Origin of the sequence: Streptomyces solicamelliae, assembly GCF_045348655.1 — a bacterium.
Lineage (GTDB): Bacteria > Actinomycetota > Actinomycetes > Streptomycetales > Streptomycetaceae > Streptomyces > Streptomyces solicamelliae.
Map to the genome: position 1 here is coordinate 5,224,055 of NZ_CP160404.1, position 23,899 is coordinate 5,247,953.

General features: G+C 72.1%; 20 protein-coding genes and 2 pseudogenes. 13 read left to right on the forward strand and 9 right to left on the reverse strand.

Translation table 11 applies throughout. The annotated features are described in order from the left end of the window. The first annotated feature begins 28 nt into the window (after window positions 1-28). Both ABZO31_RS24425 and ABZO31_RS24430 read left to right on the forward strand, forming a co-directional pair. On the forward strand, window positions 29-577 hold the full coding sequence (locus ABZO31_RS24425) for an HXXEE domain-containing protein (protein ID WP_406863410.1): 549 nt from the start codon (window positions 29-31) through the stop codon (window positions 575-577). 69 nt (window positions 578-646) lie between these two features. After that, window positions 647-1,195: a hypothetical protein gene (locus tag ABZO31_RS24430; protein WP_406863411.1), complete on the forward strand. Its 549-nt coding sequence runs from the start codon at window positions 647-649 to the stop codon at window positions 1,193-1,195. Here ABZO31_RS24430 and ABZO31_RS24435 read toward each other — a convergent pair. The 5 genes from ABZO31_RS24435 to ABZO31_RS24455 form a co-directional block, all read right to left on the reverse strand. After that, window positions 1,131-2,324, reverse strand: coding sequence for a serine hydrolase domain-containing protein (locus ABZO31_RS24435; RefSeq protein WP_406863412.1), 1,194 nt, complete (start codon window positions 2,322-2,324; stop codon window positions 1,131-1,133). The two genes, ABZO31_RS24430 and ABZO31_RS24435, sit on opposite strands and share 65 nt — an antisense overlap. An 87-nt stretch (window positions 2,325-2,411) precedes the next feature. Continuing rightward, window positions 2,412-3,092, reverse strand: coding sequence for a response regulator (locus ABZO31_RS24440; RefSeq protein ID WP_406863413.1), 681 nt, complete (start codon window positions 3,090-3,092; stop codon window positions 2,412-2,414). Continuing rightward, window positions 3,089-4,246 carry a sensor histidine kinase gene (locus ABZO31_RS24445; RefSeq protein ID WP_406863414.1) on the reverse strand — a complete coding sequence of 386 codons (1,158 nt, stop codon included), beginning with the start codon at window positions 4,244-4,246 and terminating at the stop codon, window positions 3,089-3,091. Before ABZO31_RS24445 ends, ABZO31_RS24440 begins: the two co-directional genes overlap by 4 nt. Further along, window positions 4,246-4,935, reverse strand: a complete 690-nt coding sequence (locus tag ABZO31_RS24450) for a glycerophosphodiester phosphodiesterase (protein ID WP_406863415.1) — start codon at window positions 4,933-4,935, stop codon at window positions 4,246-4,248. Before ABZO31_RS24450 ends, ABZO31_RS24445 begins: the two co-directional genes overlap by 1 nt. Before the next feature lie 38 nt (window positions 4,936-4,973). After that, on the reverse strand, window positions 4,974-6,005 hold the full coding sequence (locus ABZO31_RS24455) for an adenosine deaminase (RefSeq protein WP_406863416.1): 1,032 nt from the start codon (window positions 6,003-6,005) through the stop codon (window positions 4,974-4,976). 91 nt (window positions 6,006-6,096) lie between these two features. On the opposite strand from ABZO31_RS24455, the gene ABZO31_RS24460 reads away from it, so the two are divergent. Next, complete coding sequence (locus ABZO31_RS24460) at window positions 6,097-6,786, forward strand: DUF4190 domain-containing protein (RefSeq protein ID WP_406863417.1); 690 nt, start codon at window positions 6,097-6,099, stop codon at window positions 6,784-6,786. A gap of 70 nt (window positions 6,787-6,856) precedes the next feature. On the opposite strand, the gene ABZO31_RS24465 is transcribed toward ABZO31_RS24460, so the two are convergent. Continuing rightward, entirely contained in the window at window positions 6,857-7,417 is a 561-nt protein-coding gene (locus ABZO31_RS24465) for an NADAR family protein (RefSeq protein ID WP_406863418.1), read from the reverse strand. 175 nt (window positions 7,418-7,592) lie between these two features. Here ABZO31_RS24465 and ABZO31_RS24470 point away from each other — a divergent pair, with 175 nt between their 5' ends. The 8 genes from ABZO31_RS24470 (at window position 7,593) to ABZO31_RS24505 (ending at window position 17,387) form a co-directional block, all read left to right on the forward strand. After that, a complete protein-coding gene (locus tag ABZO31_RS24470) occupies window positions 7,593-9,107 on the forward strand; it encodes a gamma-aminobutyraldehyde dehydrogenase (protein ID WP_406863419.1) in 1,515 nt (504 codons plus the stop codon). Window positions 9,108-9,160: 53 nt separating this feature from the next. Further along, on the forward strand, window positions 9,161-10,408 hold the full coding sequence (locus ABZO31_RS24475; protein ID WP_406863420.1) for a polyamine ABC transporter substrate-binding protein: 1,248 nt from the start codon (window positions 9,161-9,163) through the stop codon (window positions 10,406-10,408). A gap of 49 nt (window positions 10,409-10,457) precedes the next feature. After that, window positions 10,458-11,627: an ABC transporter ATP-binding protein gene (locus tag ABZO31_RS24480; protein WP_406863421.1), complete on the forward strand. Its 1,170-nt coding sequence runs from the start codon at window positions 10,458-10,460 to the stop codon at window positions 11,625-11,627. Continuing rightward, complete coding sequence (locus ABZO31_RS24485) at window positions 11,624-12,553, forward strand: ABC transporter permease (protein WP_406863422.1); 930 nt, start codon at window positions 11,624-11,626, stop codon at window positions 12,551-12,553. Before ABZO31_RS24480 ends, ABZO31_RS24485 begins: the two co-directional genes overlap by 4 nt. Beyond that, window positions 12,553-13,347: an ABC transporter permease gene (locus tag ABZO31_RS24490; protein ID WP_406863423.1), complete on the forward strand. Its 795-nt coding sequence runs from the start codon at window positions 12,553-12,555 to the stop codon at window positions 13,345-13,347. Before ABZO31_RS24485 ends, ABZO31_RS24490 begins: the two co-directional genes overlap by 1 nt. A gap of 34 nt (window positions 13,348-13,381) precedes the next feature. Then, a complete protein-coding gene (locus ABZO31_RS24495; protein ID WP_406863424.1) occupies window positions 13,382-14,800 on the forward strand; it encodes an NAD(P)/FAD-dependent oxidoreductase in 1,419 nt (472 codons plus the stop codon). Window positions 14,801-15,015: 215 nt separating this feature from the next. Beyond that, window positions 15,016-15,474, forward strand: coding sequence for a hypothetical protein (locus ABZO31_RS24500; protein ID WP_406863425.1), 459 nt, complete (start codon window positions 15,016-15,018; stop codon window positions 15,472-15,474). 107 nt (window positions 15,475-15,581) lie between these two features. After that, window positions 15,582-17,387, forward strand: coding sequence for a chitinase (locus ABZO31_RS24505; protein ID WP_406863426.1), 1,806 nt, complete (start codon window positions 15,582-15,584; stop codon window positions 17,385-17,387). On the opposite strand, the gene ABZO31_RS24510 is transcribed toward ABZO31_RS24505, so the two are convergent. Beyond that, window positions 17,356-17,913 carry a phosphatase PAP2 family protein gene (locus ABZO31_RS24510; RefSeq protein ID WP_406863427.1) on the reverse strand — a complete coding sequence of 186 codons (558 nt, stop codon included), beginning with the start codon at window positions 17,911-17,913 and terminating at the stop codon, window positions 17,356-17,358. The genes ABZO31_RS24505 and ABZO31_RS24510 overlap by 32 nt on opposite strands. Before the next feature lie 94 nt (window positions 17,914-18,007). On the opposite strand from ABZO31_RS24510, the pseudogene ABZO31_RS24515 reads away from it, so the two are divergent. Further along, a pseudogene (locus ABZO31_RS24515) lies at window positions 18,008-18,808 on the forward strand (recombinase family protein); the annotation flags it as partial. 669 nt (window positions 18,809-19,477) lie between these two features. Here ABZO31_RS24515 and ABZO31_RS24520 read toward each other — a convergent pair. Together ABZO31_RS24520 and gabT are read right to left on the reverse strand one after the other, a co-directional pair. Beyond that, a pseudogene (locus ABZO31_RS24520) lies at window positions 19,478-19,675 on the reverse strand (phosphoesterase); the annotation flags it as partial. Window positions 19,676-19,763: 88 nt separating this feature from the next. Further along, window positions 19,764-21,098, reverse strand: a complete 1,335-nt coding sequence (gene gabT / locus ABZO31_RS24525) for a 4-aminobutyrate--2-oxoglutarate transaminase (protein ID WP_406863428.1) — start codon at window positions 21,096-21,098, stop codon at window positions 19,764-19,766. 287 nt (window positions 21,099-21,385) lie between these two features. Between gabT and ABZO31_RS24530 the strand changes: the two genes are divergently transcribed. Continuing rightward, window positions 21,386-23,794, forward strand: a complete 2,409-nt coding sequence (locus ABZO31_RS24530; protein WP_406863429.1) for an ATP/GTP-binding protein — start codon at window positions 21,386-21,388, stop codon at window positions 23,792-23,794. Window positions 23,795-23,899 lie beyond the last annotated feature (105 nt).

Below are 23,899 nucleotides of genomic sequence, written 5' to 3' on the forward strand. Positions count from 1 at the left end.
CGATCGTCGGCCGGTGAGTTCCGGAGGTATGGAGAAGAGCGCAGAGAACCCCGACACCCCCGGCCCGCTGGTCACTTACGGCCTCCTGCTCGCCTGGGCGCTGCACGACGCGGAGGAGGTCGCCTTCGGACCGCGCTGGATCCGCGAGAACGTCCCGATGCTGCGGAAGCGGTTCCCGCAGGCGCCGGAGGCCGTGTGGCGGGCGATGGAGCGGGTGGACGACCGGGAGTTCCGGGCGGCGGTCGGCGCGATGGGCGTGATCGTCGGCGTGGCCGCGGCGGTCGGGGCGCGTTCGGGCGGCCGGTCCGGCTTGTACCAGGGCGCGTTGAACGGTTTTGGGCTGCACGGCCTGGTGCATCTGGCGCAGGCGGCGGCGGTACGCGGCTACACCCCCGGTTCGGTGACCTCGCCGCTGATCGTCGTGCCGTTCACGCTCTGGGCCCGTGGCCGGCTGCGCCGCGCGGGCGTGCTGCGCCCGACGCGGGCGCGGGACGCGGTGACGGGGCTGGCGGTGGCGGCGGGTGCGACGGTCGCCGCCCACGCGATCGCCAGGAGGCTCACCGCACCCGCCCGGTAACCACCGAGCCCGCCAGGCCCACCGCACCCCGGTTTTGAACACGTTCAGACGGGGGCGTACGCTGCCGTCATGAGCGACTCGAACGGGCCGAGAGCCCTCCTCGCGCGCATCCGTGTCTGGCTGGCGTTCTTCGTCGTCTGCCTGGTCCTGAGCGGGCTCACCGCCTTCCCCCTCGTGACCGAACTCCGCCTCCTCGACTCCGCGTTGACCACCTGGGCCGCCCCGGTCGCGGACGTCTTCCCCGGCCTCGCCGAGTGGATCGCCCGCGTTCGCGGCGGCCTGGAACAGGCGGACGCCGAGTACCCCTTCGTGCTGTACGGCACCGACTGGCTGGCCTTCGCCCACCTCGTCATCGCCGTCGCCTTCTACGGCGTCTACCGCGATCCGGTCCGCAACATCTGGGTCGTCGAGTTCGGCATGATCGCCTGCGCCGGCATCATCCCGCTGGCCCTGATCTGCGGACCGATCCGCGACATCCCGTTCTGGTGGTCCGTCATCGACATGTCGTTCGGCGTCTTCGGGATCGTCCCGCTGCTGATCGTCCGCCGGATGATCAAGCGGCTGGAGCGGGAGACGGCGAAGGAGACGGAGACGGCGCTCCGAACGTCGCCAGCATGAGGTCCTGGGCGACCCGGTTCATGTCCTGGCCCTTGGCGTCGGTGGAGTTGACGCTGTAGACGAGGGTGCGCTCGCCGTGGCGGGTCGAGGCGACGGCCGCGTTGTAGCCCCAGCGGCCGCCGGTCTTGCCCCAGACCTCGCGGCCGCCGAGCCGCTTCATCGACAGGCCCGCGGAGTACGCGGCCGGCGCGCCCGACGCGAAGTCCGGGACCGGGGGGAGGGTGAACATCTCCTCCAGGAGGGGCCCGCGGACCACCCGGCCGGCGAACAGCTCCCGGGTGAAGCGCTCCAGGTCCGCGGTGGTGGAGATGAGGTCGCCGGCCGCCCAGCCGTCCGTGGTGCCCCAGACCGACACGTCCCGCAGCGCCTTCGTGCCGTCGTCCTGCTTCATCCACTGGTAGCCGTGGTTGTGTCGGCCGGCGATCCGCGGGTCCGTGCCGGGGGAGTACGTGTCGCGCAGCCCCAGCGGGCGCAGCACGCGGCCGGCGAGCACGTCCTCGTACCGCTCGCCGGTCACCCGCTCGATCAGCAGGCCCGCGATCGTGTAGCCGATGTTGAGGTAGTGCTGGCGCTCGCCCGGCGCGAACTCCGGCCGCTTCGCCGTCGCCGAGCGGACGAGGTCCCGCGGGCGGTGCACGACGAAGCGGTTCTCGTACCACTCCTCGACCGTCGTGCCCGGGAAGTCCGGCGCCGGGATGCCGTGCGTGTGGTCGAGGAGCTGACGCACGGTCACTGCCGCGTACGCCGCCGGGATCAGCTCCGGCAGGTACGCGCGGGCCGGGCGGTCCAGGTCGATCCGGCCCTCCGACGCCAGCTGCAGCACGACCGCCGCCGTGAAGACCTTCGTCACCGAGCCCGCGCGGAACCGCGCCCCCGGGTCGGCGGGGCGGTTCGTCCGCAGGTCGTGCACGCCCGCGACGCCCTGCCACGTTCCCTCCGTGCCGCCGACGCGGACGAGGGCCGCGGTCGCGTCGGCGGACGGGAGGCCCGCGAGCGCCGCCTCCAGCCGGGCGGTGCCGGCCGCCTCCGTCGCCGCGACGGGGGCCGGCGCGGTCGTGGCCGTCGCCGGGCCGGCCGCGACACCCAGGACGAGTGCGGCGGCCAGCAGGGTGCGGGCGGTCCGATTCATGGTCGACTCCTCGCTCGGGGAACGCTGTTCGTCAGTGCTCCCATCCTGTTGACCGGGGGGCCGGCGCGGATCGCTCGCTCAGGCGATCTACGCCCGGCCCCTTCCTCCCCCGGGCGGGGGAGTCCCCGGCGTCACCAGACCCGACTCGTACGCGCAGATCACCGCCTGGATCCGGCCCCGCAGGCCCAGCTTCGCCAGCACGTTGCCCACATGCGTCTTCACCGTGTGCTCGCTGACCACCAGCTCCGCCGCGATCTCCGCGTTCGACCGGCCCCGCGCGAGCAGCAGCAGCGTCTCCCGCTCCCGCGCCGTCAGCGCGTCCAGGCGCGGATCGGGCCGGGCCGGCCCGCCCGCCGTGTACTGCTCCACCAGCCGGCGCGCCACCGACGGGGCCAGCAGCGAGTCGCCCGCCGCCACCACCCGTACGGCGTGCACCAGGTCGTCCCGCCGCACGTCCTTCAGCAGGAAGCCGCTCGCGCCCGCGTGCAGCGCCTCGTACACGTACTCGTCGGCGTCGAAGGTCGTCAGCATCACCGCCCGGCAGTCCGTGTCCCGGGTGATCGCCCGGCACGCCTCGATGCCGTCCGTGCCCGGCATCCGGATGTCGAGGAGCGCCACCTCCGGCGCGTGCCGCCGCACCGCCGCGACCGCCGCCGCCCCGTCCCCCGCCTCGGCGACCACCTCGATGTCCGGCTGCGCGTCCAGGATCATCGCGAAGCCGCTGCGCACCAGCTCCTGGTCGTCCGCGAGCACCACCCGGATCGTCAACTCCCCGCCTCCACCCGCTCGTCCAGCGGGAACTCGGCCCGCACCTCGAAACCCCGGCCGCCCGGACCCGGCCCGGCGACGGCCCTGCCGCCGTGCGCCGCCGCCCGCTCCCGCAGCCCGATCAGACCGTGCCCGCCGGACGCGCCGCCCCGCGGCCCGCGCCCGTCGTCGGTCACCGTCACCGTCAGCCGCCCCGGCCTGTGGTCGAGCCGGACCGTCGCCGACGCGGCGGCCGCGTGCCGGACCACGTTCGTCAGCGCCTCCTGCACGATCCGGTGCACCGTCGCGCCCAGCGCGGGTGCGACGGCGGGCGTCCGGCCGGCCGTCTCGTACGCCACCTCCAGACCGCCCGCCCGGACCCGCGCCAGCAGCTCCGGCAGGGTGTCGAGCCCCGGCTGCGGCGCGCGCGGCGCCGGGCCGTCGCCCTCCCGCAGCACGCCCAGCATCCGCCGCAGCTGAGCCATCGCGTCCCGCCCGGTCTCCGAGATCGCGTCGAACGCCGCCTCCGCCTTCTCCGGCGCGCTGCGCACCGCCAGTGGTCCCGCCTCCGCCTGGACGACCATCAGGCTCACCGCGTGCGACAGGATGTCGTGCATCTCCCGGGCGATCCGCGCCCGTTCGCGCGCCGCCGCCCGCTCCGCCTCCACCCGCGCGGCCCGCTGCCGCGCGTCGGCCAGCCGGCCGAACGCGTACGCCGCCGCGAACACGAAGAGCGAGAAGGTCAGTTCGCGGACCGACCGGGTGTTGAGCCACACCGACGCAGGCACCGCCACGGTCAGCAGCACCGCCGTCACGAGCCGGGTCCGCGCCGGGCAGAGCGCGGCGATCGTGTGCACGGCGACCAGACCGGTGTACGGCAGCGGCTGCCCCGGCCCGTCCACCGCCAGCTGGTACAGCGCGCTCGCCGCCATGATCGCAAGGAGGACGGTGAACGGCGCCCGGCGCCGCCACACCAGCGGCAGCACCGTCAGACTCGTCAGCCCGTACGCCGCCCACGTCGCCGGCGGCAGCTCCGGCGCGCGGGGCACCACGAACGGCATCGTCACCGCCGCCTGCACCAGCACCGCCAGGCCGATGTCCACGGCCCACGGGTTGGCTCCGCCCAGCGACCGGAGCCGCGCCCCCAACTCCCGTACGTCCCCCCGTACGCCCATTACCGGCCGCGGCCCCCCAGCTCGGAGACGAGCGCGTCGACGCGGTTGGTGGTGATCGAGTCCGCGCCGGCCGCGATCAGTCGGCGCATCGTGCGGCGGGTGTCCGCGGTCCAGGCCGACAGGAGCAGACCGTCCCGGTGCACCCGTTCGGCCAGCGCCGAAGTGACCAGACCGAAGCGGTAGTTGAGCCATCGCGGCTTCACCGCGTCCAGCAGGACCGGCCGCGGCGGGGCGAGCGAGGTCCAGGTCAGGGCGATCTCGGCGGCCGGGTCGGCGGCCCGCACCTGCAGCATCGCCACGCCGCCCGCGCAGTACGAGACCCGGTCGCCCGCCCCGGCGTCGTGGACCGCGCCGACGATCGCGCGCACCGACGCCTCGTTCCCGCCGGGCAGGTCGATCATCAGCGGATGGTCCCCGGCCTCCGCCAGCGCCTCGTCCAGCGTGGGGATCCCGTCGGCGGTCAGGCCGCGGACCTCCGCGTACGAGAGCGCGGACAGCGGCCGGTCGTGGCCCCAGAGCCGCTTCAACGTGTCGTCGTGCAGCAGCACCGGGACGCCGTCCCGGGTGAGCCGGACGTCGATCTCGACCGCGTCCGCGCCCCGCCCGACCGCCGAGGCGACCGAGCGGAGGGTGTTCTCGCGGACGCGGTAGGGGTCGCCCCGGTGGGCGACGACTCTGACGTTGCGCATGGCCTCATTCTCGCGGGCGGGAACGCTCGGCACGGGGCTCAGCGCGCGAGCCACGCGGCGGTGTACGCGTCGATCTCGCCGGCGATCACGGCCTTGCCGGCCGGGTCCAGGAACGACGCCTCGACCGCGTTCTTCGCGAGGTCCGCGACCCCGCGCTCGTCGAGGCCGAGCAGCCGCGCCGCCACCGCGTACTCGTTGTTCAGGTCGGTGCCGAACATCGGCGGGTCGTCGCTGTTGACCGTCACCAGCACGCCGGCGTCGACCATCCGCCGGATCGGGTGCTCCTCCAGCGTGGCGACCGCCCGGGTCGCGATGTTGGAGGTCGGGCAGACCTCGAGGGCGATGCGGTGCTCGGCCAGGTGCGCGAGCAGCTTCTCGTCCCGGACCGAGCTGGTGCCGTGGCCGATGCGCTGCGCGCCCAGGTCGTTCAGCGCGTCCCAGACCGTCTCCGGACCGGTCGTCTCGCCGGCGTGCGGGACGGAGTACAGCCCCGCCGCGATCGCCTGGTCGAAGTACGGCTTGAACTGGGGGCGCGGCACGCCGATCTCGGGGCCGCCGAGCCCGAAGGAGACCAGGCCCTCGGGGCGCAGGCCGTCGGTGACGGCGAGCCGGGCGGTCTCGGCGGCGGCCTCCAGGCCGGCCTCGCCGGGGATGTCGAAGCACCAGCGCAGGACGACGCCCAGCTCGGCCTCGGCGGCCCGGCGGGCGTCCTCGATCGCCGCCATGAAGGCGTGCTCGTCGATGCCGCGGCGGGTCGAGCTGAACGGCGTGACGGTCAGCTCGGCGTACCGGATGTTCTGCCGGGCCATGTCGCGGGCGACCTCGAAGGTCAGCAGCCGGACGTCCTCCGGGGTGCGCACCAGGTCCACGACCGACAGGTAGACCTCGATGAAGTGCGCGAAATCGGTGAAGGTGAAGTACGCGGCGAGGGCCTCGGGGTCCGTGGGCACCTTGGAGTCGGGGTGCCGGGCGGCCAGTTCGGCGACGATCCGCGGGGACGCGGACCCGACGTGGTGGACATGCAGCTCGGCCTTGGGCAGGCCCGCGATGAACGGATGCAGATCGGTCATCCGGTCATCGTAGGGCGGGGCCGCGGGCGCCCGGGCCGCACCCTTGTCCGAGCGAAGTCGTAGCATGAGCGAACGACGATGGGGGAGGACCATGACGGACAGCAGCGGACCCGCGCAGGGCGGCCAGGGCGGTCAGGGCGGGTTCGACCCCGCGGACCCGTGGGCGCCGCCGGAGCGCGTCGACCTCGGCAAGACCTCCGGGCAGCCCGGTCAGCCGTCCTCGCCGACGCCGCCGACCGTGCACGACCAGCCGACGATGGCCGCCATGCCGTCGGCGACCCCGCCCGCGGGCTTCCCGGCGCCGGGCGACGTGCCGCCGCCCCCGGTGGCGCCGACCGGCCCGGCCTACGGGTACCCCGCGCCGCCGACCCCGCCGCCGGCCGCGGGCGCGTACGGCTACCCCGCCTACCCGGGCTACGGCGGCTACGGCCAGCAGCCCGGCTGGGGACAGGCACCGCAGAACGGCATGGGCACGGCGAGCATGGTGCTCGGCATCCTGGCCATCTGCCTCTTCTGCTTCTACGGCCTCCCGAGCATCGTCCTCGGCGTGCTCGCGCTGATCTTCGGCATCCTGGGCCGCAAGCGCGTCCAGCGCGGTGAGGCGAACAACGCCGGCCAGGCGCTGGCGGGCATCATCATGGGCTCGATCGGCATCGTCTTCGGCATCGCCATGATCGCCCTCTTCGGCTTCATCATCGCGAACGCCGACGAGTGGGAGCGGGACAACACCCTCGAGGACGACCCGCTGCAGACCAGCCTGGTGGTCACCGACCGCACCTGATCCACCCGCCGACGCGGACGAGCCGGGCCCACGGGCCCGGCTCACGCGTTTCCGCCCGGCCGCCCGTGCGTCAGGCGCCCTGCCGCAGCCGCTCCCGCGCCTCCATCAGCGCGAAGCCCAGCAGATTCAGCCCCCGCCAGCGCGTGGGGTCCCCGGCGCGAGGATCGTCCGCGGCCAGCCCGATGCCCCAGATCCGGTCCAGCGGGCTCGCCTCCACCAGGACCCGACCCCCCGTGCCGAGCAGGAACCCCCGCAGCGCGTCGTCCGAGCCGAACTTGTGCACGCTGCCGTCCACCACGATCCCGTAGCGCTCCCGCTCCCAGACCGCGTCGTCGAAACCGCGGACCAGCCGCCCCGCCTTCTTCGCCGCTGCCGGGCTCGTCGCCTCCAGCGCCGCCCGCTCCGCCTCCGCGTCGCCGAACAGGCGCGCCTTCCCGGCCATCATCCAGTGCTCGGCGGTCGCGTAGCGTATGCCGTCGACCTCGAACGGTGCCGGCCACCACTGGCTGAGACAGCTCGCCGAGAGCTGCCCGTCGTGCCGCGGCCGGTGCCCCCAGAAGTGCAGGAACTTGATCCTGTCACCCCGCTTGACCTGCTCGGTCAGTGATTCTCTGTTCACCGTGCTCCCCATACACGCGAGTCTGGCAGCTGCCACGGACACTCCGTACGGAGATTTTCCGGCCGCCTCGACACATGGTCGACCGAATCCGTCGCGTAATAAAAAGGCAACTACGGAATCCCTTGTTGGGGCGGCATCCCTCTGTCAGGATCGGCACTCAATTCGAGCTGGGACAACGGAGAGCGTCATGGGCAACCGCTTCCAGGCAACGGACCGCTTCGCGGACGGGGCGCAGTACATCGGCGGACGGCTGCGGACCGGTACGTCCGGAAGGACCCACAGCGTCGTCGACCCGGCCACCGGCGACAGCGTGTACGACTACGAGCTCGCCTCCCCCGCCGACGTGGACGCCGCCGTCGCCGCCGCCCGGGACGCCTTCCCCGGCTGGGCGGGCGCCACCCCCGGCGAGCGCTCCGACGCGCTGCACCGCTTCGCCGGCGTGCTCGCCGCGCGGGCCGAGGAGTTCGCGCAGGCCGAGACGCTGCAGTGCGGCAAGCCCGTCAAGCTGTCCACCGAGTTCGACGTGCCCGGCACCGTGGACAACACCGCCTTCTTCGCCGGCGCCGCCCGCCACCTGCAGGGTCAGTCGGCCGGCGAGTACAGCGGCGACCACACCTCGTACGTACGCCGGGAGCCGATCGGCGTGGTCGGCTCCATCGCCCCCTGGAACTACCCGCTCCAGATGGCCGCCTGGAAGATCCTCCCGGCGATCGCCGCCGGCAACACGATCGTCCTGAAGCCCGCCGAACTCACCCCGCTCACCTCGCTGCTCTTCGCCCAGGCCGCCTCCGAGGCGGGCATCCCCGACGGCGTGGTCAACATCGTCACCGGCGCCGGGCGGGACGCGGGCGAGCACCTGGTGGGCCACCCCGACGTGGCCATGACGTCCTTCACCGGCTCCACCGCCGTCGGCAAGCGGGTCGCCGAGCTGGCCACCGCCACCGTCAAGCGGCTCCACCTCGAACTCGGCGGCAAGGCGCCCTTCGTCGTCTTCGACGACGCCGACGTGGAGGCCGCCGCCCACGGCGCCGTCGCCGCCTCCCTCATCAACAGCGGCCAGGACTGCACCGCCGCCACCCGCGCCTATGTCCAGCGCCCGCTGTACCGCGCGTTCGTGGAGCGGGTCGCGGAGCTGATGGAGTCCGTACGGCTCGGCGACCCCTTCGACCACGCCACCGACCTCGGCCCGCTGATCAGCCACGCCCAGCGCGACCGGGTGGCCGGCTTCGTCGACCGCGCCCGCGCGTACGCCACCGTCGTCACCGGCGGCGAGGCCCCCGGCGGTGACCTCGCGAAGGGCGCGTACTATCGGCCCACCCTGATCACCGGTGCGGCGCAGGACAGCGAGGTCGTGCAGTCGGAGATCTTCGGTCCGGTGCTCGTCGTGCTGCCCTTCGACGGCGACGACGAGGGCATCCGGCTCGCCAACGACACCCCCTACGGACTCGCCGCCTCCGCCTGGAGCCGCGACGTCTACCGGGCGAACCGGGCCACCCGCGAGATCAAGGCGGGCTGCGTCTGGGTCAACGACCACATCCCGATCATCAGCGAGATGCCGCACGGCGGGTACAAGGCGTCCGGCTTCGGAAAGGACATGTCCGCCTACTCCTTCGAGGAGTACACGCAGGTCAAGCACGTCATGTTCGACAACACGGCGGTCGCCGCGAAGGACTGGCACCGCACGATCTTCGGGGACAGATAACAACTTCGCCGCCCGACCAGCGGCCCGACACCATTTCCGAAAGGGCACAGCGCATGGAGCAGTACGAGCCCGAAGGCCTGTCCGCCGCGCAGATCGCGGCGATGCGGCGCAGTCTCACGAGCGGCCGGGGCGCGCTCAGCCGCCGTTCGATGCTGCGCGCGGGCGGCGTCGGCGCGCTCACCCTCGGCGGTCTCGCCGGGCTGAGCGCCTGCGGCATCCCGCCGGCCAAGCGGGAGGGCCAGGGGCCCGCCTCCATCGACGACTCGGCCAAGGAGAAGACCGTCGCCTTCTCCAACTGGACCGAGTACATGGACATCAGCGAGGACGAGAAGTCCCGCCCGACGCTGGAGGCGTTCCGGAAACGGACCGGGATCACGGTCAAGTACACCGAGGACATCAACGACAACGTCGAGTTCTTCGGCAAGATCCGTCCCCAGCTCGCCGCCGGCCAGGAGACCGGCCGCGACCTGATCAACGTCACCGACTGGCTGGCCGCCCGGATCATCCGGCTCGGCTGGGCGCAGAAGCTCGACCCGGCCAACCTGCCGAACGCGTACGCCAACCTGTCCGCCCAGTTCCGCCGCCCCGACTGGGACCCGGGCCGCTCGTACTCCTACCCGTGGACCGGCATCTCCACCGTCATCGCCTACAACTCCAAGGCCACCGGCGGCCGGAAGGTCGACTCGGTCACCCAGCTGCTCGACGACCCCACCCTCAAGGGCCGGGTCGGCTTCCTCACCGAGATGCGCGACTCCGTCGGCATGACCCTGCTCGACATGGGCAAGGACCCGGGGAACTTCACCGACGCCGACTACGACGCGGCGATCGGCCGGCTCCAGAAGGGCGTCGACACCAAGCAGATCCGCCGCTTCACCGGCAACGACTACACCTCGGACCTCGACAAGGGCGACCTGGCCGCCTGTCTCGCCTGGGCCGGCGACATCATCCAGCTGCAGGCCGACAACCCGGACATCAAGTACGCGATCCCGGCCGCCGGCTACATCACCTCCACCGACAACCTGCTGGTCCCCGCCCAGGCGCGACACAAGGCCAACGCCGAGAAGCTCATCGACTACTACTACGAGCTCCCGGTCGCCGCCCAGCTCGCCGCCTACATCAACTACGTCTGCCCGGTCGACGGAGTGAAGGACGAGCTCGCCAAGATCGACCCCGAGCTCGCGAACAACACGCTGATCCTGCCCGACAAGGCGATGGCCGCGAAGTCCCGCGCCTTCCGCTCGCTCAGCAGCAAGGAAGAGACGGCGTACGAGGAGAAGTTCGCCAAGCTCATCGGCGCCTGAGCCGGTCCCCGACTCCGTCCAGCCCCTCGACACCCCGGGATTCCCACCCATGACTGACACGAACACCGGCGGCGACGTCCGTCTGACCGGGATCAGCAAGACCTACGGCGCCTTCACCGCCGTCCACCCGCTCGACCTGACCGTGCCGCAGGGCTCGTTCTTCGCCCTGCTCGGCGCGTCCGGCTGCGGCAAGACCACCACGCTGCGGATGATCGCCGGCCTGGAGGAGCCCACCACCGGCACCGTCTTCCTCGGCGACCGCGACGTCACCGACCTCCCGCCGTACAAGCGGCCGGTGAACACCGTCTTCCAGTCCTACGCGCTCTTCCCGCACATGGACGTCTACGAGAACATCGCCTTCGGTCTGCGCCGGCGCGGCATCAAGTCGGTGAAGAAGCAGGTCGACGAGATGCTGGAGCTGGTCCAGCTCGGCGACAAGGCCAAGCACAAGCCGCACCAGCTCTCCGGCGGCCAGCAGCAGCGCGTCGCCGTCGCCCGCGCCCTGATCAACCACCCGCAGGTGCTGCTCCTCGACGAGCCGCTCGGCGCCCTGGACCTGAAGCTGCGCCGCCAGATGCAGCTGGAGCTGAAGCGCATCCAGACCGAGGTCGGCATCACCTTCGTGCACGTCACCCACGACCAGGAGGAGGCCATGACGATGGCCGACCAGGTCGCGGTGATGAACGGCGGCCGGGTCGAGCAGCTCGGCGCCCCCGCCGACCTGTACGAGAACCCGCGCACCACCTTCGTCGCCAACTTCCTCGGCACCTCCAACCTCATCGAGGCCGAGGTCGTCGAGACCGGCGGCACGGAGGTCCTGGTCACCGCCGGCGGCGGCAAGCTCCGCGTCCCCGGCGACCGCTGCACGGACGCCGTCCGCACCGGCGGCAAGGTGCTGGTGGGCGTCCGCCCAGAGAAGATCTCCCTCGCGCACGCCGACGACGCGGGGCAGATCGCCGACGGCCGCAACCGGGTCACCGGCCGGATCGTCGACTCCTCCTTCATCGGCGTCTCCACCCAGTACGTGGTGAACAGCCCGGCGGGCGCGGAACTCCAGGTGTACGAGCAGAACATCGAGCGCGACACCCGTCTGGTGCCCGGCGCCGAGGTCGTCCTGCACTGGAACGCGGCGCACACCTTCGGTCTGGACGCGGCGCAGTCCCTGCTTGCCGGGACAGTGGGCGACGCGGGTGTGGAATCGGTGGAGGACGCCTCGTGACCTCCACCCTGACGAAGGAGGCGCCGCCTGCCGTGCCCGAGCCGGTGCTGCGCAAGCCCTCCCGCCGCAAGCGGCTCGTCCCGTACTGGCTGCTGCTGCCCGGCATCCTCTGGCTGCTCGTCTTCTTCGTGCTGCCGATGGTGTACCAGGCGTCCACCTCCGTGCAGACCGGCTCCCTGGAGCAGGGCTTCCAGGTCACCTGGCACTTCCAGACCTACTGGGACGCCTTCCAGGAGTACTGGCCGCAGTTCGTCCGCTCCCTGCTGTACGCGGGCACGGCCACCGTCCTGTGCCTGCTGCTCGGCTACCCGCTCGCGTACCTGATCGCCTTCCGGGCGGGCCGCTGGCGCAACGTGCTGCTCGTCCTGGTCATCGCCCCGTTCTTCACCAGCTTCCTCATCCGGACGCTGGCCTGGAAGACGATCCTGGCCGACGACAGCATCGTGGTCTCCGTCCTCAACACCCTGCACGTCCTCGACGTGACCAGCTGGCTCGGCTTCACCGAGGGCGACCGGGTGCTCGCCACCCCGATGGCGGTGGTCTGCGGTCTGACGTACAACTTCCTGCCGTTCATGATCCTTCCGCTCTACACCTCGCTGGAGCGGATCGACGGCCGGCTGCACGAGGCGGCCAAGGACCTGTACGCCTCCCCGGCCACCACCTTCCGCAAGGTGACCTTCCCGCTGTCGATGCCCGGCGTCGTCTCCGGCACCCTGCTCACCTTCATCCCGGCGAGCGGCGACTACGTCAACGCCGAACTGCTCGGCTCCACGGACACCCGAATGATCGGAAACGTGATCCAGTCGCAGTACCTGCGCATCCTCGACTACCCGACCGCCGCCGCGCTGTCGTTCATCCTCATGGCGATCGTGCTGGTCATGGTCACCGTCTACATCCGCCGCGCGGGAACGGAGGACCTGGTCTGATGCGCTGGCTCCGTCGGAACCTCGTCGTCATCGCGGGCCTGCTCACGCTCGCGTACCTGATCCTGCCGAACGTCGTCGTCACGGTGTTCTCCTTCAACAACCCGGCCGGGCGCTTCAACTACGCCTGGCAGGAGTTCTCCCTGGAGGCGTGGAAGGACCCCTGCGGAGTGGCCGACATGTGCGGCTCGCTCTCGCTCTCGCTGCAGATCGCCCTGTGGGCGACCGTCGGCGCGACCGTGCTCGGCACGATGATCGCCTTCGCGCTGGTCCGGTACCGCTTCCGGGCCCGCGGCGCGGTCAACTCGCTGATCTTCATGCCCATGGCGATGCCGGAGATCGTGATGGCGGCCTCGCTGCTCGCGCTCTTCCTCAACATGGGCATCGAGCTGGGCTTCTGGACGATCCTGATCGCCCACATCATGTTCTGCCTCAGCTTCGTGGTCGCCGCCGTCAAGGCGCGCGTCCTGTCGATGGACCCGCGGCTCGAGGAGGCCGCGCGCGATCTCTACGCAGGCCCCGCGCAGACCTTCCTGCGGGTGACGCTGCCGATCGCCGCGCCGGGCATCGCGTCCGGAGCGCTGCTGTCCTTCGCGCTCTCCTTCGACGACTTCATCATCACCAACTTCAACTCGGGCAACACCGTCACCTTCCCCATGTTCGTCTGGGGCTCGGCCCAGCGCGGTACGCCCGTCCAGATCAACGTCATCGGCACGGCCATGTTCGTCATCGCCGTCCTGGTGGTCGTCGCCGGCCAGGTCATCGCCAACCGGCGGAAGAAACACGCGACAACCTGAGCAACCCCAGCAACACCTGAAGGAGTTGGAAACCATGGCCCCAGTCGCCATGCGTCTCGCTGCACAATCTCTCTCCGACGCCCGGCCCGTCCCCTTCTGGCTGGAAGACCCCGGCAAGCCCGGAGCGCTGCCCGCCCTCACCGACACCGAGAACTGCGATCTCCTGGTGGTCGGCGGCGGATACAGCGGACTGTGGACCGCGCTCCTCGCCAAGGAGCGCGACCCCTCCCGGGACGTCGTGCTCATCGAAGGACACGAGGCGGGCTGGGCCGCCTCGGGCCGCAACGGCGGCTTCTGCGCCGCCTCCCTCACCCACGGCTTCGGCAACGGCCTCGCCCGCTGGCCGGACGAGCTGGGCAAGCTGGAGCAGCTCGGCGAGGCCAACCTCGACGCCATCGAGGAGGCCGTCGCCCGCTACGGCATCGACTGCGACTTCGAGCGGACCGGCGAGATCGACGTCGCCACCGAGCCGTACCAGGTCGAGGAGCTGCAGGAGCAGTACGACGAGGCCGACCGGCGCGGACTCGCCGGCGGCCTGGAGCTGCTCGACCGCGACGCGGTGCGCGCCGAGGTCGACTCGCCGACCTTCCTCGGCGGCCTGTGGGACCGGCGCGGGGTCGCCATGCTCCACCCGGCCAAGCTGGCCTGGGGCCTGAAGCGGGCCTGCCTGGAGGCGGGTGTACGGATCTACGAGAACACCCCCGCGCTGGACCTGCTCGCGGTCGGCCCCGGCATGGGCGTGAAGACCCCGTACGGCAGGATCGTCGCGCGCCGCGTCGCGCTCGGCACCAACGTCTTCCCGTCCCTGGTCAAACGGCTGCGCCACTACACCGTGCCGGTCTACGACTACGCGCTGATGACCGAGCCGCTCAGCCCGGAGCAGCTCGCCTCCGTCGGCTGGAAGAACCGGCAGGGGCTCGGCGACAGCGCCAACCAGTTCCACTACTTCCGGATCACCGCCGACCACCGCATCCTGTGGGGCGGCTACGACGCCGTGTACGAGTTCGGCGGCCGGGTCCGCTCCGAGATGGACCAGCGTCCGGAGACGTACCTCAAGCTGGCCGAGCACTTCTTCCGCTGCTTCCCGCAGCTGGAGGGGCTGCGCTTCAGTCACGCCTGGGGCGGCGCGATCGACACCTGCTCGCGCTTCTCGGCCTTCTTCGGCACGGCGCACCGCGGCAAGGTCGCGTACGCGGCGGGGTTCACCGGGCTCGGCGTGGGCGCGACGCGGTTCGGCGCGGACGTGATGCTCGACCTGCTGGCGGGGGAGCGGACCGAGCGCACCGAGCTGGAGATGGTCCGCTCCAAGCCGCTGCCGTTCCCGCCGGAGCCGCTGGCCTGGGCCGGGATCGGGATCACCAAGTGGTCGCTGGCCCGCGCCGACGAGAGGGGCGGGCGGCGGAACCTGTGGCTGAAGGCCATGGACCGGATGGGTCTGGGCTTCGACAGCTGACGGTTCGACGCTTCGCGGGACCGCCGGCCGACGGTTCGTCGACCGGCGGTTCATCGGCTGATCCGCCCGGTATGCGCCCCACGCGCGCCGGGCGAATCCTTTTTGCGCCTCCACGCTGCGGATTCTCCTCCCCGAACCCGCGTAATGATCGCGGCCGACCGCTCTCTGAGTGCGTGTGGACATGGTGTCCGCGCATCGAAGGGAGACCGTTCGCGATGACTGCTTCGGGGCCGAAGGCCGCGGTGGAGTGGCTCGTCTCGGTGGCGCCGGACCCCGACGCCTGCCGGTGGGAGTGGGAGCGCAACCCGCTCGGGGTGGCGCTGCTGCCCGCCGGCCGGCGCTGGGACGTGCTGATCCTGCCGTCCGAGCTCGGCTATCCGACGCTCGACGTCCTCACCCGCCTGGTGGACCGGCCCGGCCCGGTGCTCGCCGACTTCGGCGACGCCCGGATGGGCTTCTTCGTACCGCCGGGCACCGTCACCCGCTGGTGCGGCACGGGCGTGCGGGGTGCGGGCGGCGGGACCTGGATCGTCGTGCCGTACCCGGGCCGGGCGGCCGGGGGAGTGCGATGGCTGATCCCGCCGGACGGCTCCGGGACGCTCACCGACGCGGCCCTGCTGGAACTGGCGATGCACGAGGCGGCGGGCCAACTGGCAAGGGAGAAAGAGGAGTAGCGCCCACTTTTCGAACAGCGTATCGGGTCCAGAGGTCTTGACCACTCAATTGGTCTGGACCATGCTGTGGCGCGCTCACCTCCCCACACCCGTCCCCGGAGGAAGTCGTGGCACGCAACGGACCCCTCACCCTTCTGCTCGCCGGCGCCGTCGCCGCCGGCGGACTCGTCGCGCTCACCCCCGCGGCCCAGGCCGCCGACTCCGAACTCCTGCGCAACGGCGGCTTCGAGGCCGGCCTCGACGGCTGGAGCTGCACCGCCGGCAGCGGCGCCGTCGTCGGCACGCCCGTCCGCACCGGTACGAAGGCCCTCCAGGCCACACCCGCGGGCAGCGACAACGCACGCTGCACCCAGACCATCACGGTGAAGCCCAACTCCACCTACACGCTGGGCGGTTGGGTGCGGGGCAGCTACGTGTACCTCGGCGCGACCGGGACCGGCACCGCCGACGCGTCCACCTGGACCCAGTCCGCCCCCGACTGGCAGAAGCTGACGACCACGTTCACCACCGGTGCGTCCACCACCTCCGTCACCGTCCACACCCACGGCTGGTACGGCACCGGCGCCTACCAGGCCGACGACCTCTCCCTCACCGGCCCCGGCGGCGACCCGGTCCAGATCCCGGCCACGCCCACGGGCCTGACGGCGGGCGCCCCGACGTCCACGACGGTCCCGCTCACGTGGCCCGCGGTGTCGGGCGCCACGTCGTACAAGGTGTACAAGGGCGGCGCGCTCCTCGCGACCGTCACCGGCACCTCGTACACCGCCACCGGCCTCGCGCCCTCGACCGCGTACGGCTTCCAGATCAGCGCCGTGAACAGCGCGGGCGAGTCCCCGAAGTCGGCGACCGTCACCGCGACGACGGCCGCGGACACGGGCGGCGGCGACCCGGGCGGCAAGCTCCCCGCCCACGCCCTCGTCGGCTACCTGCACAGCAGCTTCGCCAACGGCTCCGGCTACACCCGGATGGCCGACGTCCCCGCCTCGTGGGACGTCATCAACCTCGCCTTCGGCGAACCGACCTCGGTGACCTCCGGCGACATCCGCTTCAGCCTCTGCCCGCAGACCGAATGCCCGAACGTCGAGTCGCCGGCCGAGTTCAAGGCGGCGATCAAGGCCAAGCAGGCCGCCGGCAAGAAGGTCCTCATCTCCATCGGCGGCCAGAACGGCCAGGTCCAGCTCGCCACCACGGCGGCCCGCGACGCCTTCGTCGCCTCCGTCTCGAAGATCATCGACGAGTACGGTCTCGACGGCCTCGACATCGACTTCGAAGGTCACTCCCTCTCGCTCCAGACCGGCGACACCGACTTCCGCAACCCGACCACCCCGGTGATCGTCAACCTGATCGCGGCGCTCAAGACCCTGAAGGCCGAGTACGGCCCGGACTTCGTCCTGACGATGGCCCCGGAGACCTTCTTCGTCCAGCTCGGCTACCAGTTCTACGGCTCCGGCCCCTGGGGCGGCCAGGACCCCCGCGCCGGTGCGTACCTCCCGGTCATCCACGCCCTGCGCGACGACCTCACCCTGCTCCACGTCCAGGACTACAACTCGGGCCCGATCATGGGCCTCGACAACCAGTACCACTCCATGGGCGGCGCGGACTTCCACATCGCCATGACCGACATGCTCCTCACCGGCTTCCCCGTCGCCGGCAACACCGCACGCGTCTTCCCCGCCCTGCGTCCCGACCAGGTGGCGATCGGCCTCCCCGCCTCCACCCAGGCCGGCAACGGCCACACCACCCCGGCCGAGGTGAACAAGGCGCTCGACTGCCTGACGAAGAAGCAGAACTGCGGCTCCTACCAGACCCACGGCACCTGGCCCGGCCTGCGGGGCCTGATGACCTGGTCCATCAACTGGGACCGCTACAACCAGTGGGAGTTCAGCCGGAACTTCGACGCGTACTTCCCGTAGGGCGCCGCCCCCTGGAGCCGGCGGCCAGGAGCAGCAGCCCCAGACCGAGACTGGCCACCACGTCCAGCGGCCAGTGGTAACCCCGCAGGATCAGCCCGATGCCCGTCGCCGCGGTGAGCACCCAGGCGACGGGCATCGCCCATCGCCGGCGCACCAGCATCGCCGCCCCGCAGTACGCGACCATCGCGGTCGCCGTGTGCCCGGAGGGGAAGTACCCCTGCGCCCAGGGCTCCAGCGGCCCGGGCCGGGCGGTCCACTCCTTCAGCGGGATCACCAGCAGCGGCACGGCGGCCATGGCGAGCCCCGCGTACAGCGCGGCCGTCCGCCGCCCCTGCCACACCGCGTACGCCATCGCGCACCCCAGGACCGGAAGCGCGACCTCCATGTTCCCGAGGTCCGCCCCGGCCTCGGACAGCCATCGCGGGACGGCATCGACGACCGCGCGCGACATTCTCTCGTCCAGCCGGGCCAGCGGGCCTCGCACGGCAACTTGCCAGGTTACGAGGGAGATGACCAGTACCGCCATGAATACGCTGAAACGGCCTGGAACAGGGGGTCTTGGTTCGTGATCGGGAGTACTGCTGGGGCGGAACCGCTCGGCAGGGAAACGAGGTAGCACGATGACCAGCCTGACAGGGCTGACCGCACGGGAGTATCTCCGGGTCTCCGCGACGAATGCCCGGTCCATTCCCGAGCAGCACAGAGACAACCGCGAGGCAGCCTGCCGGGAAGGCATGTCGCTCGGCGCGCCGTACGAGGACCGAGGGAGTGCGTCCCGGTACGCCTCCCGTGAGCGCGACGGTTTCGTCCGTCTGGTGAGCGACCTCGAGAAGGGATGCTTCGGTGCGGGGGTGCTGATTCTCTGGGAGCCCTCACGCGGTTCGCGTCGCGTGGCGGAATGGGTGGAGCTGATCGAACTCTGCGAGGAGCGAGGGGTCTGCATCCACGTCACGTCTCACGGCCGTTCGTACGACCCGACCCTCGCCCGTGATCGTCGCTCCCTGCTCGATGACGCCGTGGACAGCGAGTACGAGTCGGCCAAGATCAGCGATCGCACACGGCGGGGATGCCGGGCGAGCGCTCTGGCCGGTAAGCCTCACGGGATCTGTCCCTTCGGCTTCCAGCGCGACTACGCGACGCTCAAAGGCAAGCTGGTCCCGGTCCGCCAGTACGCACATCCTGACTGGGCACCACTGGTCGTCGAGTTGTTCCTCCGGACACGGGCCGGGGATAGTTTTCGCGCGATCGCGCGGGATTGGGCTGCGAAAGGAGTCAAAGGGCGCCGCGGCAGGCCGATCTCCGCGGAGACCATGCGAGACCTCGTTCTCAATGTCGCGTACATCGGACTCCGCACCACCAAGGGGACTGTAGTGTCGGCGTCCTGGGACGGACTGGTTGACGATGATCTGTTCCATGAGGTGCAGTCCATCGTCAACGATCCCTCCCGGCGCCGGACGGGCCCCGGCGTGCCACGGCATGCGTTCACCGGTGTCCTGGTGTGCGACGCCTGCGCAGGCGGCATTGCCGTTCGGAACCGGCGCGGCAGGAGCGTCTATGTCTGCAAGGTGCGAGGCTGCGTCACACTGGACAAGGAAGGTGCGGACGAGGTCCTGACCGGCGTGGTGGTGGCATCGCTCATGTGCCCTGAAGCCCATTCGCCGGCTGAGCGGGGCGCGGATCGGGTGTCAGGTCTGCGGCAAGAGTTGGCCAGGATCCGGGCCGAGCGCGCGGAGGTGGAGCAGCTCCAGCCGCGCTCACTGGCTGAAGCACGCAAGGTGGTGCACGCTGCGGAGCGGCTGGAGCGTATGGCCGAGGAGCTGGAGGACCGCCTTGCCGAAGTGGATCTACCGAGCGCCCTGACGCTCGTTGTTCCCACCTGGGGGCAATGTGTTCACGAGGTGGCTCAGGCTGCCCGTCGCTGTCCAGCGGGAGATCGCCGCGCTCCTATTCGTTCCCGGAGGTCTCGGTCGCGTCCGGGTGAGGCGTTCGTCCTCGCCGGGGCAGCCCGCGGAGGCGGGCGAGCGGCTGGCGTTCTGCCACAGCACCTGACGCTTCGCCCGACCCGGCGAGGAAGGCCAAAGGGCAGAAGCAGGGGGGGTTGCTTCTGCCCTTTGGCGTGGACCGGGCTGCCGCGCGCCCCGGGGGGTGTGGGGCGGGCGACCGTCCGATCGGTGAGGAGTTCCAGAGCCGGAGGCTCCAGTGGTGTGCGCGAGGGCACGGTCAGGGCGAGGCTGGGGAGGCTCCGCCCCGTTGCCCGCAGTCCCCTGCGGGCGGGGTGTTTCTCTCATCTGCAGAAACCGTACGGCAGGGGCGGGGGGACCGACAGGCGGAATTCCATCCCGCCATCGTGCCCCCACAACCTCTTCACACGGAGCGTCAGATCCGGGCGAACGCGGACTCGATGACGTCCAGGCCCTCGTTCAGCAGTTCGTCGCTGATGACCAGCGGCGGGAGGAAGCGGAGCACGTTGCCGTAGGTGCCGCAGGTGAGGACGAGGACGCCCTCGGCGTGGCAGGCCTTGGCGAGCGCGCCGGCGGCCTCCGGGTTCGGCTCCTTCGTCGCCGGGTCCTTGACCAGCTCGATGGCGATCATGGCGCCGCGGCCGCGGATGTCGCCGATGATCTCGTACTTCTCCTGCATCGCGGAGAGGCGCGACTTCATGATCGACTCGATGTGCTGCGCCTTGGCGTTGAGGTCGAGCTCCTTCATGGTCTCGATCGCGCCGAGCGCGCCGGCGCAGGCCACCGGGTTGCCGCCGTAGGTGCCGCCCAGGCCGCCGCCGTGCACGGAGTCCATGATCTCGGCGCGGCCGGTCACCGCGGCCAGCGGCAGACCGCCGGCGATGCCCTTGGCGGTGGTGATCAGGTCCGGGACGATGCCCTCGTCCTCGCAGGCGAACCACTGGCCGGTGCGGCAGAAGCCGGACTGGATCTCGTCCGCGACGAAGACGATGCCGTTGTCGTTGGCGAACTTCACGATCGCCGGCAGGAAGCCCTTGGCCGGCTCGATGAAGCCGCCCTCGCCGAGGACCGGCTCGATGACGATCGCGGCGACGTTCTCGGCGCCGATCTGCTTGGTGATGTTGTCGATCGCCTGGGCGGCGGCCTCGGGGCCGCAGTTCTCGGCACCCGTGGGCCAGCGGTAGCCGTAGGCGACCGGCACGCGGTAGACCTCGGGGGCGAACGGGCCGAAGCCCTGCTTGTACGGCATGTTCTTCGCCGTCATGCCCATGGTGAGGTTCGTGCGGCCGTGGTAGCCGTGGTCGAAGACGACGACGGCCTGGCGCTTGGTGTACGAGCGGGCGATCTTGACCGCGTTCTCGACGGCCTCGGCGCCGGAGTTGAACAGCGCGGACTTCTTCGCGTGGTCACCCGGGGTCAGCTCGGCCAGCGCCTCGCAGACCTCGACGTAGCCCTCGTACGGGGTGACCATGAAACAGGTGTGGGTGAAGTCGGCGAGCTGCGCGGTGGCGCGGCGCACGACGGCCTCGGCGGACGCGCCGACCGTGGTCACGGCGATGCCGGAGCCGAAGTCGATCAGACGGTTGCCGTCGACGTCCTCGATGATGCCCCCGCCGGCCCGGGCCGTGAACACGGGCAGCACGGAGCCCACGCCGCCGGCCACGGTGTCGAGGCGGCGGGCCTGAAGCTCCTGCGACTTCGGGCCGGGGATGGCGGTGACGACGCGCCGCTCCTGCGGGACAGCGTTCATGCGGGGCTCCTGGGGGTTTTCTGGACGCACTGTGCGGGTTTCTTCCGCAGGCTAGGCGGGCGGGCGGGGGGCGGGCATGCGCCGATCGGGAGTGTTGGGGGTGCCGCGTTGTCCGAAGCGGACATAGCGGGGCTGCGGCCGGGGGCCGTCCCCATTGTGCGGCGCCCGGCCCGGCCGGGCCGCGAGACGCGTCCGCAGAACGGTGAACCTCCCCGGCCGGGGCACTAGATTGACGGACGGACAGATGCGGCGCGGGTGCGGCCCGGCGGGTCAGGGGGAAGCGGTACATGGACACGGACGGCACGTACGAGGCCCGGGGCCCGCAGGGCGAGGCACCCCCGGCCCCCGTGAACCGCCCCCCGGCGCCCGTACCGGCCCAGGCCCCGCCCCTGCCGAGCACCCCGCCGAGGCCGGCCGGGCTGCCCGCCCGCGCCCCCGAGGCGGCCGGCGGCGCTGCCGTCGCCGAGTGGCTGGACGCGCCGCGGCCGAAGGCCGGGCTCGGGATCTGGCGGTTCCGGCATGTCGAGCCGCCGCTCCGGGAGCCCGCGCGGCTCGCGCCGATCACCGTCGTCGGGCTGCTGATCCCGCTGGTCATCGGGCTGATCCTGTGGTCCGCGTGGCGGCGCGGCACCGTCCCGTACCTCTGGATCCCGCTCCAGACGCTCACCCCCGCCGAATGGTGGCACTCCGGCACCACCTCGCCCCGCGACTGGCGCGGCGCCGAGGCGCACGTCGTGTACAGCGGCGTGATCTTCCTGCTCATCGCGTACGCCGTCGCCCGCCTCGGCTCCTGGGGCAAGGTGATCCACCACTACCTGGACCGCTTCGGCCCCGGCACCCGCGCCGCGCTGTCCGCGGCCGGCGCGCTCGCGGCGCTGGTCTTCGTCTGGCCGGACGCCTTCGGCGTCGGCTGGGACCCGCTGCCGATCGCCCAGCCGGTGCTCTCCCTGGTCGTGCTCATCGGCGACGGGTACACCGTGCTCACCTCGCCGTTCCTCGTGTATCCCCTGTACGCGCTGATCACCGCCGCCGTCGTCTGGCCGTTCGCCCGGGTGGGGAAGTGGCGCGAGGCCCTGGCCCACTGGCGGAACCGCCCCGCGCCCGTCCGGGCCGCCGCCCCGCAGGCGCCCGCCTCGCAGTGGCCCGAGCTGCGCGCCGCCGGTGAGCAGCGGGCCGCGGAACGGCTCACCGCCGAGGTCCGCGCCGGGCGGATGAACGACGTGGACTGCGCGCGCGTGAGCCGCGCCTGGACCCTCGCCCGCGGCGACGCCCGCCGCCGGGCCGCCCTTGTCGACACCGTCGTGGAGAAGGGCGCCGCCACCGCCCTGCACCCCTCCGGCGGTCGCGACCTGCCGCGCCGGGCCGGCGAGCACGACCTGCTCCTCGGCCAGGTCCGCATCGGCCGGTACGCCCCCGCTGAGCGCACCCCGCACGCGTACACCGGCGCCGGGCTCGCCCTGGACCCCGGGCTCCTCGGCACCTCGCTGCTCGCCGTCGGCCCGTCCGGCGCGGGCAAGACCCGCCGGCTGACCGCTCCCGTCGTCGAGGCGCTCACCCTGCAGGCGCTCACCGGGGCCTGCGCCGTCGTCGCCGTCGGCGCCCCCGGAGCGCCGCTCGGCCCGGACGACGCGTACGACGTCGTGATCCGGATCGGCGACCCGGCCTCCCGCCACGACCTCGACCTGTACGCCGGGGCCGGCGACCCCGACGAGGCCGCCGCGCTCCTGGCCGAGGGCCTGGTCGGGGACGTCGAGGGCGTCGAGACCCGGCGCGCCGCCACCGCGCTGGCGCAGCTGATCGGCCCGTACCGGGAGGCGCACGGCGCGTTCCCGACGGTCCCCGCGCTGCGCGAGCTCCTGGAGGCCCGCCCGGAGACCCTGCAGGTGCTGCTCGACCGGCTGCCGCAGGACGCCGCGCCCGGCATGCGCCGGGAGCTGGAGTCCCGGATCCGCCAGGTCGGCACCGTCGCCGACGTCGGCCCGGCGCTCGCCGACCGGCTGGCCTCGCTGGACCGGCCCGTGTTCGCCGAGTTCTTCGGCGGGGGCAGCGGCACGGTACGGCCGTTCTCGCTGCGTTCCGTCGGCGCGCACCCGCTGCGGGTGCGGATCACGCTGCCGGAGGGCGGGCACGAGGAGACCGCGCGGCTGCTCGCCCGGCTGCTGCTCGCCCAGTTCGAGACGGTCGCCCGCGCCGACACCGGCCGGAAGCACTTCGTCTGCCTGGTCCTCGACGACGCGGCCGGCGCGCTCACCCCGGGCACCGTCCGCGGTCTGGCGCGGCTGCGGCCGCAGAACGCGGGCGCGGTGCTCGCGCTGCGGAGCCTCGCCGAGGTGCCCGAGGCGCTGCACGGGCAGCTGCTCGCCGCGGTCGGCTGCCGGATGGCGTTCTCCGGTGTCACCACCTGGGACGGCCGGGCCTTCGCCGAGGCGTGGGGCACGGAGCGGGTGGAGACCACCGAGGTCGCCCAACACACGGTCTTCGCCGACCAGCCGATGACCCGCGCGCTGCACGCCGTACGGAAGATGGTCACCGGCAAGGCGGTGACCACGGACGCGGTGACCGTGCGCGAGGTGGAGCGGGAGCGCTGGTCCGCCTCCGAGCTGGCGCACGAGGTGCCGGCCGGGCACGCCGTGCTGTCCCTGACCCATGTACGGGGCGGGAGCACGCCGCCGCTCCTGGTGGACCTGCGCGGCTGAGCGCCGCGCGGGTCTCCGGGACCGGGCGCGGCGGGCCGGGGGCCCTGGCAGAATCGGGGGCGCCGGTCCCCGGAGCGGCGCCCGCCCGCTGCCCGGTCACTCCCC